At 62.7% G+C, this 15,239-nt stretch carries 10 protein-coding genes; 7 read left to right on the top strand and 3 right to left on the bottom strand.

Annotated elements, in window-relative coordinates:
- Positions 1–14 precede the first annotated feature (14 nt).
- Together hemL and C8C94_RS13665 are read right to left on the bottom strand one after the other, a co-directional pair.
- The gene (gene hemL, locus C8C94_RS13670; protein ID WP_121421095.1) at positions 15–1,325 is read right to left on the bottom strand and encodes a glutamate-1-semialdehyde 2,1-aminomutase; all 1,311 of its coding nucleotides are present in this window, start codon (positions 1,323–1,325) and stop codon (positions 15–17) included.
- A complete protein-coding gene (locus tag C8C94_RS13665) occupies positions 1,309–2,253 on the bottom strand; it encodes a bifunctional hydroxymethylpyrimidine kinase/phosphomethylpyrimidine kinase (protein WP_121422852.1) in 945 nt (314 codons plus the stop codon). The genes hemL and C8C94_RS13665 overlap by 17 nt, the downstream gene beginning before the upstream one ends.
- 108 nt (positions 2,254–2,361) lie before the next feature.
- Here C8C94_RS13665 and C8C94_RS13660 point away from each other — a divergent pair, with 108 nt between their 5' ends.
- The 7 genes from C8C94_RS13660 (at position 2,362) to C8C94_RS13630 (ending at position 13,725) form a co-directional block, all read left to right on the top strand.
- Entirely contained in the window at positions 2,362–2,535 is a 174-nt protein-coding gene (locus C8C94_RS13660; protein WP_008903269.1) for a rubredoxin, read from the top strand.
- A gap of 58 nt (positions 2,536–2,593) precedes the next feature.
- Complete coding sequence (locus C8C94_RS13655) at positions 2,594–2,992, top strand: PleD family two-component system response regulator (protein ID WP_034692846.1); 399 nt, start codon at positions 2,594–2,596, stop codon at positions 2,990–2,992.
- Positions 2,992–3,357: a PleD family two-component system response regulator gene (locus tag C8C94_RS13650; protein ID WP_010459520.1), complete on the top strand. Its 366-nt coding sequence runs from the start codon at positions 2,992–2,994 to the stop codon at positions 3,355–3,357. The genes C8C94_RS13655 and C8C94_RS13650 overlap by 1 nt, the downstream gene beginning before the upstream one ends.
- A 15-nt stretch (positions 3,358–3,372) precedes the next feature.
- Positions 3,373–3,900 carry a chemotaxis protein CheW gene (locus C8C94_RS13645; RefSeq protein ID WP_055393363.1) on the top strand — a complete coding sequence of 176 codons (528 nt, stop codon included), beginning with the start codon at positions 3,373–3,375 and terminating at the stop codon, positions 3,898–3,900.
- A gap of 21 nt (positions 3,901–3,921) precedes the next feature.
- Complete coding sequence (locus tag C8C94_RS13640) at positions 3,922–6,210, top strand: methyl-accepting chemotaxis protein (RefSeq protein WP_055393361.1); 2,289 nt, start codon at positions 3,922–3,924, stop codon at positions 6,208–6,210.
- 47 nt (positions 6,211–6,257) lie between these two features.
- The gene (locus C8C94_RS13635; RefSeq protein WP_121421094.1) at positions 6,258–12,434 is read left to right on the top strand and encodes an Hpt domain-containing protein; all 6,177 of its coding nucleotides are present in this window, start codon (positions 6,258–6,260) and stop codon (positions 12,432–12,434) included.
- A 112-nt stretch (positions 12,435–12,546) separates the two neighbouring features.
- On the top strand, positions 12,547–13,725 hold the full coding sequence (locus tag C8C94_RS13630; protein ID WP_121422851.1) for a PilT/PilU family type 4a pilus ATPase: 1,179 nt from the start codon (positions 12,547–12,549) through the stop codon (positions 13,723–13,725).
- Between the two features lie 9 nt (positions 13,726–13,734).
- On the opposite strand, the gene C8C94_RS13625 is transcribed toward C8C94_RS13630, so the two are convergent.
- On the bottom strand, positions 13,735–15,219 hold the full coding sequence (locus C8C94_RS13625) for a deoxyribodipyrimidine photo-lyase (RefSeq protein WP_199731262.1): 1,485 nt from the start codon (positions 15,217–15,219) through the stop codon (positions 13,735–13,737).
- Positions 15,220–15,239: the final 20 nt, after the last annotated feature.

Below are 15,239 nucleotides of genomic sequence, written 5' to 3'. Positions count from 1 at the left end.
AGCGCTGGCAGCTATTATTTTGATAGTCCTTTGAACACTTCGCGCGCGGCAGCCACGGTGGCGGCAATGTCTTCGGGTGTGTGGGCGGCGCTGACAAAACCGGCCTCGTACAGCGCAGGTGCAATATAGATGCCGCGATCAAGCAGGCCGTGGAACAGCTGGTTGAAGCGCGCGCTGTCGGTCTTGAGCACCTGGGCGTAGTTCTGGGGTAGCTCGGGCATCAGGAAGAAGCCGAACATGCCGCCTTCGCTGTCGGTGCTGAAGGGCACGCCTTCAGCCGCCGCCGCAGCGGCGAGGCCATCAACCAGGGAGCGTGTGGTGGCCGACAGTGCGTCGAAGAAGCCCGGCTTCTTGATCTCGCGCAGCGTGGCCAGCCCGCAGGCCGTGGCCACAGGGTTGCCCGACAGCGTGCCTGCCTGGTACACGGCGCCCAACGGTGCGAGGTTTTCCATGATGGCGCGCGGGCCACCAAAGGCTGCCAGCGGCATACCACCGCCAATGACCTTGCCCAGCACCGTGATGTCGGGTTTGAAGCCGGGGATGCTCTTGGCATAGACGCTTTGCGCGCTGCCCAGGGCCACACGGAAGCCCGTCATCACCTCATCCAGCACCAGCAGCGCGCCGTATTCGGTGCACAGCTCGCGGCAGCGGCGCATGAAGGGCACACTGGCGCGCACCAGGTTCATGTTGCCCGCGATGGGCTCGATCATCACGCAGGCCAGTTCCTTGCCGTGCAGGGCAAAGGCCTCTTCGAGCTGAGCGACATTGTTGTACTCGAGCACCAGGGTGTGCTGCACCACCTCGGGCGGCACGCCCGCGCTGGTGGCGTTGCCAAACGTGGCCAGGCCCGATCCGGCCTTGACCAGCAGCGAATCGGCATGGCCGTGGTAGCAGCCTTCGAACTTGATGAACTTGCTGCGGCCTGTGGCGCCACGGGCCAGGCGGATCGCGCTCATGCCCGCTTCGGTACCCGAGCTGACGAGGCGGATCATTTCCATCGATGGCACGAGGCTCAGGATTTCCTCGGCCAGCTCCACCTCGCGTTCGGTCGGTGCGCCAAAGCTGAAGCCTTCGAGCGCTGCGCTCTGCACGGCTTCGAGCACAGCGGGGTGGCCGTGGCCCAGGATCATCGGGCCCCAGGAGCCGATGTAGTCGATGAAACGCTGGTCGTTGGCGTCCCAGAAGTAGGCGCCTTTGGCGCGCTTCACAAAACGCGGCGTGCCGCCCACGGCCTTGAAGGCCCGCACGGGCGAATTCACGCCGCCGGGGATCAGCGCCTTGGCGCGTTCGAACAGGGGGATATTGAGATCAGTGCTTGGTGTCATGGGGGGGCATCACAAAGCCTTCGAGGGCCTGTGCTTCGTCAATCGGGGGTTCTTCTTCGTCACCCTCGGCCTCGTCATCGTCGGGCTGGGCCCAGAACATGCGGTCGGGCACGATGTGCCCCATGCCTGGGCGAAAGCCGGCATCCAGGCAGCGGTCGAGGTAGCCCAGAGCTTCGCTGGTGGCTTCGCCCAGGTCGTTGCCGCTGGCCACCAGGGCCGTGAGGGCCGCCGACAAGGTATCGCCGGCGCCGGAGAAGGTGGCGTCGAACAGTTCGAACTTGCCACTGCCCAGCACGGTCTGGGGGGAGGCCAGCACGTTCTCGACAAACTGCTCGGGCAGGGGAATGCCGGTGACCAGGGTATAGGGCACGCCCATTTCGGAGGCGGCCCGGGCAATGTCGCGGGCTGTGGGGCTGCGGTCGCTGGTCCAGTCGGGCAACAGCCAGCGCCACAGGGTGCTGTGGTTTCCAACCAACACCGAGGTCTGCGGTAACAACAATTCGCGGAAGGCATCCAGGTACTCGTCGATCAGCTCATCGCGCCACCAGGACAGGTTGGGCATGTACGCTATCACCGGGACTTCATCATAGTCTGTGGTTATCTCGGCGATGGTGCTGATGTTCTCCGGACTGCCCACGAAACCGACCTTGATGGCCTGGACCGGCAGGTCTTCCAGCACGGCCCGGGCCTGCTCGGCCACCGCCTCGTCGTCAAAGCTGAAGTGGTCGAAAATCTGCGCCGTGTCGCGGGCATAGGCGCCTGTGACCACGGCAATCGGATGCCCGCCCACGGAGGCAATGGTGGTGATGTCGGCTGTCAGTCCGCCAGCGCCGCTGGGGTCGCTGGCATTGAAGACGAGCACGCATGCAGGGCTTGCGTCCTCCAAACCGTCATCTTCAATATCTATGCTTTCGGGGGGGGGGGGGATGCTTTGATGGTCATGGACCAGATCCTGCTTGAGGGGTGGCACCGAAGCCGCAGCCCACGGAGATGACTAGATACAATCGTTGCATTCTATGTGAAGGCCCTTTAAGCTGTGATCGACTCTAAAACTTGGATGTGTTTGATTTGCGGTTGGATTTATGACGAAGCAGAGGGTTCACCTGAGCACGGCATTGCACCCAATACACCATGGGATCAGGTTCCGATGAACTGGACCTGCCCCGAGTGTGGGGCCCGCAAGGAAGACTTCGAGATGGTTCAGATTTGAGGCGCACCAGCATCATGTGCTGCTGCGTTGTTTTTTTCTCCATCAGGAGCAGTAACAATTGACTACAACAGGCGCATCTTTCAAAGTGCTCGTGGTGGATGACAGCAACACCATCCGTCGAAGCGCCGAGATTTTTCTCAAGCAGGGGGGGCACGAAGTCTTGTTGGCCGACGACGGCTTTGATGCTTTGGCCAAAGTCAATGATTACCAGCCTCAGCTGATTTTCTGCGACATCCTCATGCCCAAGCTCGACGGGTACCAGACCTGCGCCATCATCAAGCGCAATGCCCGTTTTGCAGATACTCCGGTGGTGATGCTGTCCTCCAAGGATGGTGTATTCGACAAAGCGCGCGGGCGCATGGTCGGCTGCCAGGAATATCTCACCAAACCGTTTACCAAAGACCAGTTGCTGCAAGCCGTGCAGCAATTTGGCAATGCCCAACAAGGAGCGATGTAATGCCCATCCAGAAAGTATTGGTCGTCGACGACTCGAAGACCGAGTTGATGTTTTTGACCGACCTGCTTCAGAAAAAAGGCATGCAGGTACGCACCGCAGAAAATGCCGATGAGGCTTTCCGCCGTCTGGCGGAGGAAAAGCCCGACCTGATCCTCATGGACGTTGTCATGCCCGGCCAAAACGGCTTCCAGCTCACACGTGCCATCACCCGCGACCCGCTGTACGCCGATGTGCCCATCATCATGTGCACCAGCAAGAACCAGGAAACGGATCGCGTCTGGGGGATGCGGCAGGGTGCGCGCGGCTATATCACCAAGCCCGTGGATCCCGCTGAACTGCAGGCCAAAATTGACGCTCTGAACTAAGGCTGCGGCGCGTTCATGGCCAACCGCGAAGCCCTGCGAGAGCTCCAGACCCGACTTGCCAGCCGCCTTCAGGCTGCAAGAACCGAAGGGTCCTCTGTTTCATCCTGGCTGGCTGTCGAGTCGGCCGGGAGTTTTTACTTGCTGCCACTGGGTCAGTCGGGGGAGATCTTTCCCTGGGTCTCGATCCAGGCGGTGCCCTACACCCAGCGGTGGTTTCTGGGTGTGGCCAACCTGCGCGGCGGGCTGGTCGGCGTGGTGGATCTGGCAGGCCTTCTGGGCTCAGCCGCTCCGCGCACGGAGCAGGCCTTGTCCGAAGCCAGCCTGCTGGCCTTCAATGCCGCCCTGGAGGTCAATGCAGCGTTGCTGGTGGATCGCCTTGCAGGCCTGCGTGGGACCGATGCATTTGTGTCTTCTGAGCCGCCCGCCGAGGATTCGCCCGCGTTCTTTGGCACCACCTATATCGATTCCAGCGGCACACGCTGGCAGGAGCTGAACTTGCAGATCCTGTCCCAACATCCCGCTTTCCTGAGCATCAGTGCTTGAGTTTTTCTGTAAGGCTGCACCATGTCCGTCGTCAATCAATTTGGAAAACTGTTCAACCGGAAACCTGCCACGCCGGAAACCGGCGCGACTGCCGGCGCCGCCGACGACGGGCAGGATCTTCTTGCCACGGGTTCGCTGGATGGTGCGCAGCTGCGCGACACCTACCAGGCTGAAGCGATGAACAGCGTGCAGGGCGATCCAGATGGTTATTCGCCGGAACTGGCCGCATCGGACGCAGAGGAAGACCTGATCGCGCTGCCGGTGCTGGGGCGTGCCACGGCCGCCGCTCACCAGCGTCGATTGCTCGCGCTGCTTGGTATCGGTGTGGCGGTTCTCGCGTTGATTGCCTTCTGGGTGCTGCAGCAGGCAGACCGATCAGCTCAGCAGCTTGCGGCTACCGGCCAATCCCTGATGCAATCACAGCGTCTCGCCAAGTCCGTATCTCAGGCCCTGGTGGGTAGTCCCCAGGCCTTCCCGGACGTGGTGGAAAGCTCCGGCGTGCTGGCGCGCAATGTGCGTGCCCTCAACGCGGGTGATGGCGAACTTGGCGTGGAATCCCTGGGCGAGCCCTACAAGCCCGATCTGGACGCCGTGAACCCGCTCATGGAACGTGCCGAGCGCAATGCCAGCGTGGTGATGGGTCAGCAGAAGATCCTGACCCAGGTGGGTGACGCTCTGCGCACCATCAACCGCCAGTCGTCTGACCTGCTGGAAATCGCCGAAACGGTGTCTTCGCTGAAACTCCAGCAGAACGCCCCGGCCGCTGAAATTTCTGCTGCTGGCCAGCTGGTGATGTTGACCCAGCGTATCGGCAAGTCCGCCAACGAATTCCAGACCATGGAAGGTGTGAGCCCTGAGGCCGTGTTCCTGCTGGGCAAGGACTTGAATTCGTTCAAGGAAATTGCCCAGGGCCTGCTGGACGGCAGCCCGGAACTGCGCCTGGCTGCCACCAAGGATGCCCAGACCCGCGAACAGCTGGAAGCTCTGGTGAAGCTCTATGAGCAGACCCGCACCCAGGCCAGCGCCATTCTGGGCAACCTGCAAGGGCTGGTGTCGGCCCGTGAAGCGCAGTCCGCCATCATTGCTGACAGTGAGCCTCTGCGCCGTCAGCTCGAAGGACTGCAAACCAAACTGTCGGCCCAGACGGGTGTGGGTGGCGGCCAACTGGCAGCTCTTGCGCTTGCTGGTTTGTTTGTGATCTTTTGCGGTGTGGGCATTTCTCGTGTTCAGCTGCTTGACAGCCGTGGTCGCCAAGCGGCTGCTGAAATGCAGCAGAAGGACGCCAAGCGCCAAGAGCAAGAAGCCAAGCGCGTCAACGACGCCAACCAGGCTGCCATTTTGCGTTTGATGAACGAACTGCAATCGGTCGCTGAGGGTGACTTGACGCAAGAAGCCACGGTGACGGAAGACATCACGGGCGCCATTGCCGACTCGGTGAACTACACGGTGGAAGAGCTGCGCCAACTGGTGGGCAGCGTGCAGAACACGGCGACCCGCGTGGCACAAACGACGGCTCAGGTGGACAACACCTCCACCGAACTGCTGGCAGCATCGACCGAGCAACTGCGCGAAATTCGCGAAACCGGCCGCTCGGTGCTTGACATGGCGACCCGCATTAACGAGGTGTCTACACAGGCGCAAGAATCCGCCACGGTGGCCCGCCAGTCGCTGCAAGCGGCTGACTCCGGTCTGCAGGCCGTGCAAAACGCCATCGGCGGTATGAACTCCATCCGTGACCAGATCCAGGACACCTCCAAGCGCATCAAGCGACTGGGCGAATCGTCGCAGGAGATCGGTGAAATCACGGAGCTGATCTCTGACATTACCGAACAGACGAACGTTCTGGCCCTGAACGCAGCCATTCAGGCCGCATCCGCTGGTGAAGCCGGTCGCGGCTTCTCGGTGGTGGCGGAAGAAGTGCAGCGACTGGCCGAACGTTCCGCTGATGCGACGCGCCAGATTTCTGCGCTGGTGAAGGCGATTCAGACCGACACCCAGGATGCCGTGGCCGCTATGGAGCGTTCCACGCAGGGGGTGGTGGAAGGGGCCCGCCTGTCTGACAGCGCCGGTACCGCACTGACCGAGATTGACCGCGTGTCGCGTCGCCTCGCCGAACTGATTGAGCAGATTTCGTCTTCAACTTCGCGGGAAGCCGTTTTGGCCAACGAAGTGGCCGACAACATCCAGCACATTTTTGCAGTGACCGAGCAGACGGGTGAAGGTACTCGTACCACGGCGCAGCAGGTGCGCGAGCTGTCGCACATGGCTGAGGAACTGCGCCAATCGGTGGCACGGTTCAAGATTGCCTGACGCTGTAGTCATCAACCAGCTGGCTCATAGCAGCCGGGGACGAATCCATGTCATCTATTGATGTCAACAATGCACCGGCCGCGGATGGGACCCAGGGGGATCAGGACCTGGGTCCTTTGGCCTGGGTGCTTGACGAACTGCGCAAATCTCTGGATGGCGCTGTCAAGGCCATGCGCCGTTTTGTGCGAGATGCAGAAGCGGCACGCGAGTCGGATCTTGCAGCGCTGGACGCAGGCCCGCTGCGCATCGCTCGCCAGCAGTTGCACCAAGCGTGTGGTGCGCTGGAAATGGTGGGCATGGGCCCTCCAGCTTTGGTCCTGCGCGCCATGGAGTCGGCAGTCCAGAAGTTCGTTCAACGGCCTGAGACCTGCAGCGACGATGCTGCCGCAGTGATTGAGCGTGCGAGCTTTGCGCTCATCGAATATCTGGAAACCGTTCTGGCTGGCAAGGCAGCGTCGCCTGTCGCGTTGTTTCCCCAGTATCGCGATGCCCAGGCCCTGGCAGGTGCAGACCGTGTCCATCCGGCCGATCTGTGGCCCGTGGAACGCCGGTTTCGCGAGCCCGAGGGGGCTGTTGTAGCCACGCCGCTGCCCTATGGGCCTGAGGCGCGTGCTCGCCTGGATGCGGCAGTTCTAAGAATCGTCAAATCCGGCGATCTCAGGGCTTCGTTGAGTTTGCGGGATACCTGTCTGGGATTTGTGGCAGCCCAGCAAGACCGCCAGTCCCGCGCTTTCTGGAAGATATGCGCAGGCTTTTTTGAGGCTTTCGGCTCCGGCCTTTTGCCTGCAGACGTCTACGTCAAGCGTGTGGCATCCCGCGTGCTGATGCAGTACTCCACCCTTGCCAAGGGTGACACGACGATTGCAGACCGCTTGGTTCAGGATCTGCTGTTCTTCTGTTCGCAGGCCAAGCCAGCCGAATCCAATGACAGTGCGGCTCCGTCTTTGCAGGCGGTCCGGCAGGCTTTTGCCCTTGATCGGTTCAAGCCGGTGGACTATGAAGCCGCCCGTTTTGGCAGGTTTGATCCTGCCATGCTGGCGCAGGCACGCAAGCGAATAGCTGCTGCCACGGAAACCTGGTCTGCCCTGGCGGGCGGCGACCGCAACAAACTCAAGCCAGCGGCGGACCAATTCAGTCTGGTCTGCGACTCGCTGCGCAAGCTGCACCCCGGTAGCGAAAGCCTTGCTCAGGCGCTGACCCGCGCGCTGGAATCCACCACCCGCTCGGGTGAACCTCCTTCGGCCGCGCTGGCCATGGAAGTAGCCACCTCGGTCTTGTATCTGCAAGCAGCCTTTGAAGAGCTGGATGCGGACGGCAATCAGATGGAAATCCGCGCGGGCCGACTGGCAGAGCGCCTGGATGCGGTGGGGGCGGGCGCTGAGCCAGAACCTCTGGAGCAGTGGATGGAGGAGCTGTACCGCAGGGTCAGCGACAACCAGACCATGGGCAGTGTGGTGGACGAATTGCGCTCCACGCTCGGCGAGGCGGAAAAGGCGCTGGACCAATTCTTCCGCAGCCCGCAGGACACTGCAGTCTTGGCAACAGTACCGGGGCATCTTGCCCAAATGCGCGGCGTGCTGTCGGTGCTGGGTCTGGACCAGGCATCGCTCGCCGTGGTTCGCATGCGCGACATGGTGGAGCGTTTGCTCATCAATGAAGTCCCCGAATCAGACCGCCAGGGCGTGTTCGAGAAACTGGGCAACAGCTTGGGCGCCCTGGGCTTCCTGATCGACATGCTCAGCTACCAGCGCACGATGGCGCGCAAGCTGTTTGTGTATGACGAGGAACTGGGCGAGTTGCGCATTCTCACGGGCAAGAGTCGGCCGCGTGCCTCGGACGCTTTGGAAGAGACGCCTGCCAAGCTGGAGGAGCGGTCGGCCGTTCCCCTGCCTGACGTGGTGCCGCGTTTTCCTGTGCAGGAGCCGCTCAGCGAGCCGACCGATTTCGGTTCGCTGCCTTCGTTGCCGGACATGCCCGCAGCGACCGCCGCTGAGCCATTGGCTCCCGTAGAGGCGGATTCGCTGGCCCCTGATATTTCGTTCGAGCTGCCCGCTGTGGCGGGCAGCGAGCCGGCGCCCTTGCCCCTGGCTGTGGCAGCGCCCGCACCAGCCCCTGCGCAGGTGCCTGAAGTCGAGGACGAATTGCTGGAGGTCTTCCTGGAAGAGGCGCGCGAGGTGGTAGTCAATGGTCTGGCTGCGATCGAGGTGCTGAAGGACGATCCGGGCAACCTGAGTGAGCAGACCACGCTGCGGCGTGCCTTTCACACGCTCAAGGGCAGTTCGCGGATGGTGGGGCTGAACGATTTTGGTGAGGCCGCCTGGTCGATGGAGCAGTTGCTCAATGCCTGGCTGGCTGAGCAAAAGCCCATGCACCCTGGTTTGCTGCAGCTTTCTTCCGACGCGTTGCGGGCCTTCAGCCGCTGGGCGGACGACATTGCGGCGGGCCAAGCCTCTGGCTGGCAACCGGACGCGTTCCGGCAATCTGCCGATGCCATGCGCCTGGATGGAACCCTGTTGCCGCTGGTGTTGCCGTCTGCCGACGGAGAAGCCCCGGTCCTGGCTGAAGTGGCACTTGAGCCTGAGGTGGCTGTGCTGGATGACCTGCCTCCTGAGGTGCCCGCGCCAACGGTTGCAGAAGTTCCGAAGGTCGTGGAAGAAGAGCTGGCGATGCCGGACTTCGAAGCCACCGAAATTTTCGACCATGTGCCCGAACTGCCGGCAGAGGCAATCGCTCCAGCCCCCGAGGTGGCCGAGGAGATCGATTTCTCCGTGTTCGCCGCTGCGCTCAATGAAGCGCCTGCTGCTCCTGAAGCTATCGCCCCCTCCAGTGTCGACTTTGTTCTGGATCTCGAACTCCCAGACCTGGAACCTGTCGCGACCGCTCCCGAGGTGGAGGCTCTTTCGCAGGCACCCGTGGTGCCCGACGAACCTGCAGTGGATGAGGCCTTTGTACTGCCTGTCGAGTCGCTCGATGACATCGAATCCCATGAAGTGCCGAGCGAGACAGAGCCCGAGCATCAGCTGTCGGGTGCCGATGGGTCGGAATCTGTGGGTCAGGATGTACCCGCCGAAGTCATAGAAGCCGCAGAGGCTGTGGCCTTTGAGGCTGCCTCTGAAGTGCCGCAGGCCATCGAAGCCGTGCCGCAGGAGCCGGAAGACAGCGCCAGCGATGAAGCGGTGAAGGTCATTGACACCCTGCGCATTGGCATCCCGCTCTATAACGTTTATCTGAACGAGGCCGACGAGTGGTCGCGCCGATTGGTGACCTGCCTGCAGGAATGGTCGCTGGAGCTGCACGAACCTCTGCCCGATATGGCCGTGGCATTGGCGCACTCGTTGGCGGGCAGCTCGGCCACGGTGGGGTTCAATGCCCTGTCAGAGATGGCCAGGGTGCTCGAACACGCGCTTCAACACGTGACGCTGCAGTCTGGCGGCACACAGGAGCAGGCCCAGGCCTTCATGGCAGCGGCGGAAGACATCCGTCGTTTGCTGCACCAGTTTGCGGCAGGTTTCCTCAAGGAACCAAGTCAGGAGGTGCTGGAGCAGCTGCGCCAGATCCTGCAAACCGAGGTGGACAACACCTTGTCACCGCCTGAAGAGGAGGCTGCAGACGAGTTGTTGTCGGTGCAGGACCAGACTGCTCCGGTGGAAGCAGAAGTGGTGCAGCCACTGCCACCTGCCGAACCCGAGCCGGACCTGCAAGCCATGCCTGAGCCTGCGGCTGTTGTGGGCCCCAAAGGGCATGTGGCCCCTGCTTTGTCGGCCGTCATCCACGACCACGATCAGCGTATTGATGATGCGATCGCCCATGCTGTGGCGCTTGGCTCGGATGTGGACGACGATATCGATGCGATTGACGTTATCGACCCGGATCTGTTCCCGATCTTTGAGGAAGAGGCTGCCGAGCTGTTGCCACAGCTTGGTGGTGCGCTGCGCCAATGGGCCTCGCGTCCCGACAACCTTGGTGCCCGCAGTGAAGTGCTGCGTGCGTTGCACACCCTCAAGGGAAGTTCGCGCTTGGCAGGTGCCATGCGCCTGGGTGAGATGGCCCACCGGCTGGAATCCGCCATCGAGCAGCTTGACGCTGAGACGGTGACATCCGATCAAATCGAGCCTTTGCAGGGTAGTTTTGACGGCATCCAGGCGAACTTTGATGCGTTGCGTGCGATTGGCCAGGGGCCCGCCGATACGGTGGTTTCTCTGCCCGTTGAAACACCGCGCAGCCAGCCTGAAGCCTCCGAGGCCCCATCAGCTCCAGTGCCAGCAGCAGCACCCGCGTCTGCCGTGTCCTCTGCTCCGGCGGTGCGCCTGCCTGGTCCTTCGCAGCTCGCGCCTTTGCGTGTTGCTGCTAACCAGTCGGTGCGGGTGCGTGCCCAGTTGCTGGACCGGTTGGTCAATCAGGCGGGTGAGGTGATGATCAGCCGCTCGCGCCTGGATGTGCGGCTGGGTCAGTTCCGCAGCTCGCTGACTGACCTGTCGGGCAATTTGGACCGTCTGCGCCAGCAATTGCGGGACATCGAGCTGCAAGCTGAGTCGCAGATGCAGTCGCGCCTGGCCCTGTCGAAGGACTCGGCGGCGGGCTTTGATCCGCTGGAGTTTGACCGCTTTACCCGTGTGCAGGAGCTCACACGCATGATGGCCGAGTCGGTGAACGACGTGGCCACCGTGCAGCGCAACCTGCAGCGTGCCATGGAAGGTGCAGAAGACGACCTGATTGCCCAAGGCCGCCAGGCGCGGGAGCTGCAGCGCGACTTGCTGCGCACCCGCATGGTGGAGTTCGAAGGCATTGCTGAACGTCTGTATGCCGTGGTGCGCCAGGCCTCCAAGGAAACCAACAAGCAGATCAAGCTCGACATCACCGGCGGCTCCATCGAGATGGACCGTGGTGTGCTGGACCGCATGACCCCCGCGTTCGAGCATCTGTTGCGCAACTGCGTGGCCCATGGGATCGAAGATCCGCAGGTGCGCACGGCCGCAGGCAAGCCTGCATCGGGCACGATCACTGTGGAGTTGCACCACGAAGGCAACGACGTGTCGGTGGAGTTCCGAGATGACGGTGCCGGACTGAACCTGCCCCGTATCCGTGAAAAGGCGTTGGCGCAGGGCATTGTGGCGCCCGATACCGAGTTGAGCGATGCCGAAGCTGCCAACCTGATTTTCATGCCCGGGTTCTCCACGGCTTCCGAGGTGACCGGCTTGGCAGGGCGTGGTATTGGCATGGACGTGGTGCGTGCCGAGATCAATGCGCTGGGCGGTCGGATCGAGACCTCGACAGAAGCTGGCAAGGGCGCGGCCTTCCGCATGGTCCTTCCCTTGACCACGGCGGTGACGCAGGTGGTGATGCTGCGCGCGGGTGACCTCGCGATCGGCGTGCCGGCCAACGTGGTCGAGATCGTTCGGCGCACGTCTGCGGCAGACCTGGAGGTTGCATACCGCACGGGCCATTTTGATGACGGCATGGAGCAACTGCCTTTCTTCTGGGCTGGAGCGCTCCTGCAGGCTTCTTCCCGCAGCAACGAGCCTGCTGGAAAGACGCGCCCTGTGGTGATCTTCCGCAGCGCATCGCAGCGCATCGCCATGCACGTGGACGAAGTTCTGGGCAACCAGGAAGTTGTGGTGAAGAACCTGGGTCCGCAGCTGTCCCGTTTGCCTGGCTTGGCCGGCATGTCGGTGCTGGCATCGGGTGCTGTGGTGCTGATCTACAACCCCGTGGCGCTGGCGACGGTGTATGGCGACCAGGTGCGTGCCGCCAGTGCCGGTCTGCCTTCAGTGCTGGAGGCCGATGGCTCTTCGGGTGCGGGCAAGTCGGTCGTCTCGCCCCAATTGGCGGGCCCCAGCCAGGTGCCCCTGGTTCTGGTGGTGGACGATTCGATCACGGTGCGTCGGGTTACGCAGCGTTTGCTGCAGCGCGAAGGCTATCGTGTGGCGCTCGCGGCCGATGGCTTGCAAGCGCTGGAGCGTCTGCAGGAAGAGCGCCCCACCGTTGTGCTGTCCGACATCGAAATGCCTCGCATGGACGGGTTCGACCTGGCGCGGAACATCCGTGCAGACGGTGCGCTGCGTGACCTGCCCATCATCATGATCACGTCGCGCATCGCTGAGAAGCACCGCGAGCATGCGATGGAGCTGGGCGTTAACCATTACCTGGGCAAGCCTTACTCCGACGAAGAGCTGCTGAGCCTCATTCAGCACTACGCCCGCATCGCGGCAACCGCAGAGGCCTAGACAGCATGCATGTGCACCACAGGTCTGCCTTGAACCGGCGGGCCTGTGGCCTGCCAATATGCCTGTTGGTGCGGGCCTTGACCACGGCAGCTTCCCTTCGGAGGCTGTCCTGATGGAGCCGACGGCAACTGTTCCTTCTCCGGACCCTCGCCTCCTGGCTTGTCTGGCTGTGGTGGTGCGGGAAAGGGCGTCTGATCTATTCATCATGGCGGGTGCACCACCCACGCTCAAGCGGCAGGGCGTGTTTGTGGCCATGGGGCAGCAGCAGCTGTCCGCCGACGATGTCAAGCAGATGGCGTATTCCATCCTCCGCGAAACGCAGCGGCAGGAGTTCGATGCCACCATGGAGTGCGACCTGTCCTTGCAGACCCCGGAGGGCGAGCGGTTTCGTGTGAATGTGCACCGGCAGCGTGGGCAGGTAGGCATGGTGATCCGCCATGTTATTGCCCAGATACCCAGCCTGGCGGCGCTCGGCCTTCCGCCCGTGCTCCAGCAGCTGGCGTTTCTCAAAGGGGGGCTGGTACTCACGGTAGGGTCGGCGGGTTCTGGCAAGACCACCACATTGGCCGCGCTGCTGGACCACCGCAATGCCCACACGGGCGGGCATATCCTGACGGTGGAAGACCCCATCGAATACCTTCATACCCACAAGAAGTCACTCGTGACACAGCGCGAGGTGGGGCTCGATACGCTGTCCTATGACGAGGCCCTGCGTCGCGCGATGCGGGAAGCGCCGAACGTGATCATGATTGGTGAAATCCGCGACCGGGTCACCATGCAGCACGCGCTGCACTATGCCGAGTCCGGCCACCTGTGTGTTTCCACACTGCATGCCAACAATGCGAACCAGGCGGTGCAGCGCATTGTGAATTTCTTCCCCGAAGACGCCCACCGCCAATTGCTCATGGACCTGTCCCTCAACCTGCGCGCTGTCGTAGCGCAGCGCCTGGTGGCGGGGCTGGCGGGTGGCCTGGTGCCTGCCACCGAGATCATGCTGCTCACGCCCTATGTGGCCGAGCTGATCCAGAAGGGGCAGATCGACGAACTCAAGACCGCCATTACCCGCAGCGCAGAGCAAGGCATGTGGAGCTTCGACCAATCCTTGCTGGCCATGGTCGAGTCCGGTGCCATATCGCCCGAAGAAGCGATTGCCAATGCCGATAACCGCACCGATGTGCGGCTGCGCCTTCGGCTGGCGGCGGGGGCGCCGCTGGGTGGTGAGGGCATGCAGATGAGCCCGGATGAGCCCGCTGGGCCCGACAGCGTTCCACCGCCTGCCACCCGCCGGTGAGTGCGGGGATCAGGCCGCAGCAGACTTTACGACCGCATACCGCTCCAGGGTGCGGTGCCGCGCTGCGTCGTGCTCCACCACCGGCAGCGGGTAGGTATCCCCCAGCCGCACTCCCGCATCCTGCAACTCCAGTGGGCGCGCCAGCCAGGGCGCGTGCAACGCCTTGGTAGGCAAACTCGCCAGCTGCGGCAGATAGCGGCGGATGAACTTGCCCTCGGGGTCGAACTTTTCACTCTGGCTCACGGGGTTGAAGATGCGGAAATAGGGCTGGGCATCGCACCCGCTGGAGCTGGCCCACTGCCAGCCACCGTTGTTGGCGGCCAGATCGAAGTCATTGAGGTGTGTGGCGAAATAGGCTTCGCCCCAGCGCCAGTCGATGCCCAGATCCTTGACCAGGAAGCTCGCCACCACCATGCGCAAGCGGTTGTGCATGTAGCCCGTCTGGTTGATCTGCGCCATGGCCGCATCCACCAGCGGGTAGCCCGTGCGCCCCTCACACCAGGCGGCAAACAGGGTGTTGGCCTCGGGGCCTGATTCCCACTGGATCGCGTCATACGCGGGCTTGAAACTGTGGCCCACCACATGGGGATGGTGGTGCAGGATCTGAAAGTAGAAGTCCCGCCAGATCAGCTCGCTGAGCCAGGTGGCGGCGCCCGGGTTGCCTTGCAGCATCAGCCCGTGCGCGGTGCGGGCCAGCAGGCGTGGCGAGATGGTGCCAAAACGCAGGTGCACGCTGAGGTAGCTGGGCCCTTTGACAGCTGGAAAGTTGCGCGTGTCCTCGTACCGCTCGATGCGGCCCAGGAAGTCGTTGAACAGTCGCTGCGCGCCGCTGGCGCCCGTGGGCAGATTGAGCTGCGATAGGGCCGTGGCCTCAAAACCCAGGCGTGCCAGGGTGGGCACCGCCTGGCAGTGCGCCTGCGGGCGCGGTGCCAACCGGTGTGCATGGCGCTCCACGGGGTAGCCGGTGAGTTGAAACGCATCCACCTTCTTGAGCCAGGCGTTCTTGTACGGTGTGAACACGCTGTATGGATTGCCGGTCTGCGTCAGCACCTCGCTGCGTTCCAGAATGGTGTGGTCCTTGAACGTGTGAAATGCCCTTCCGGCAGCGGCCAACCGTGTGCGCACCAGGCGGTCGCGTTCCAGGGCCTGGGGCTCGTCATCGTGGTTGGCAAACACGGCCTGCACGCCCAGGGCGTTGGCCAGTTCTGGAATGGCATCACTGGCCACTGCATGCAGCACGATGAGGCCACCCTGTTCATGCCTGGAAAGCGTGCGCAGCGTTTCATCCAGCTCCACCAGCGACTCGCGGATGAACTCCACCCGCCGGTCAGCCCGGGGCAGGGCGTCGATGATCTCGCGGTCAAAAACAAAGGCGCAGTGCACCTCCTGGCATTGAGTCAGTGCGCGGTAAAGAGCGGCCTGATCGTTCGCGCGCAGGTCGCGGCGGAACCAGACCAGACCGCTGGGGTAAGAGGCCTCGGAGGAGGGTGCCATGTTCACCGTTAAAATTGCCG

The sequence above is a fragment of the Acidovorax sp. 94 genome (genome assembly GCF_003634645.1).
Lineage (GTDB): Bacteria > Pseudomonadota > Gammaproteobacteria > Burkholderiales > Burkholderiaceae_C > Acidovorax > Acidovorax facilis.
The sequence above is the reverse complement of the archived record's forward strand: the minus strand, read 5'-3'. Positions and strand labels throughout refer to the sequence as shown.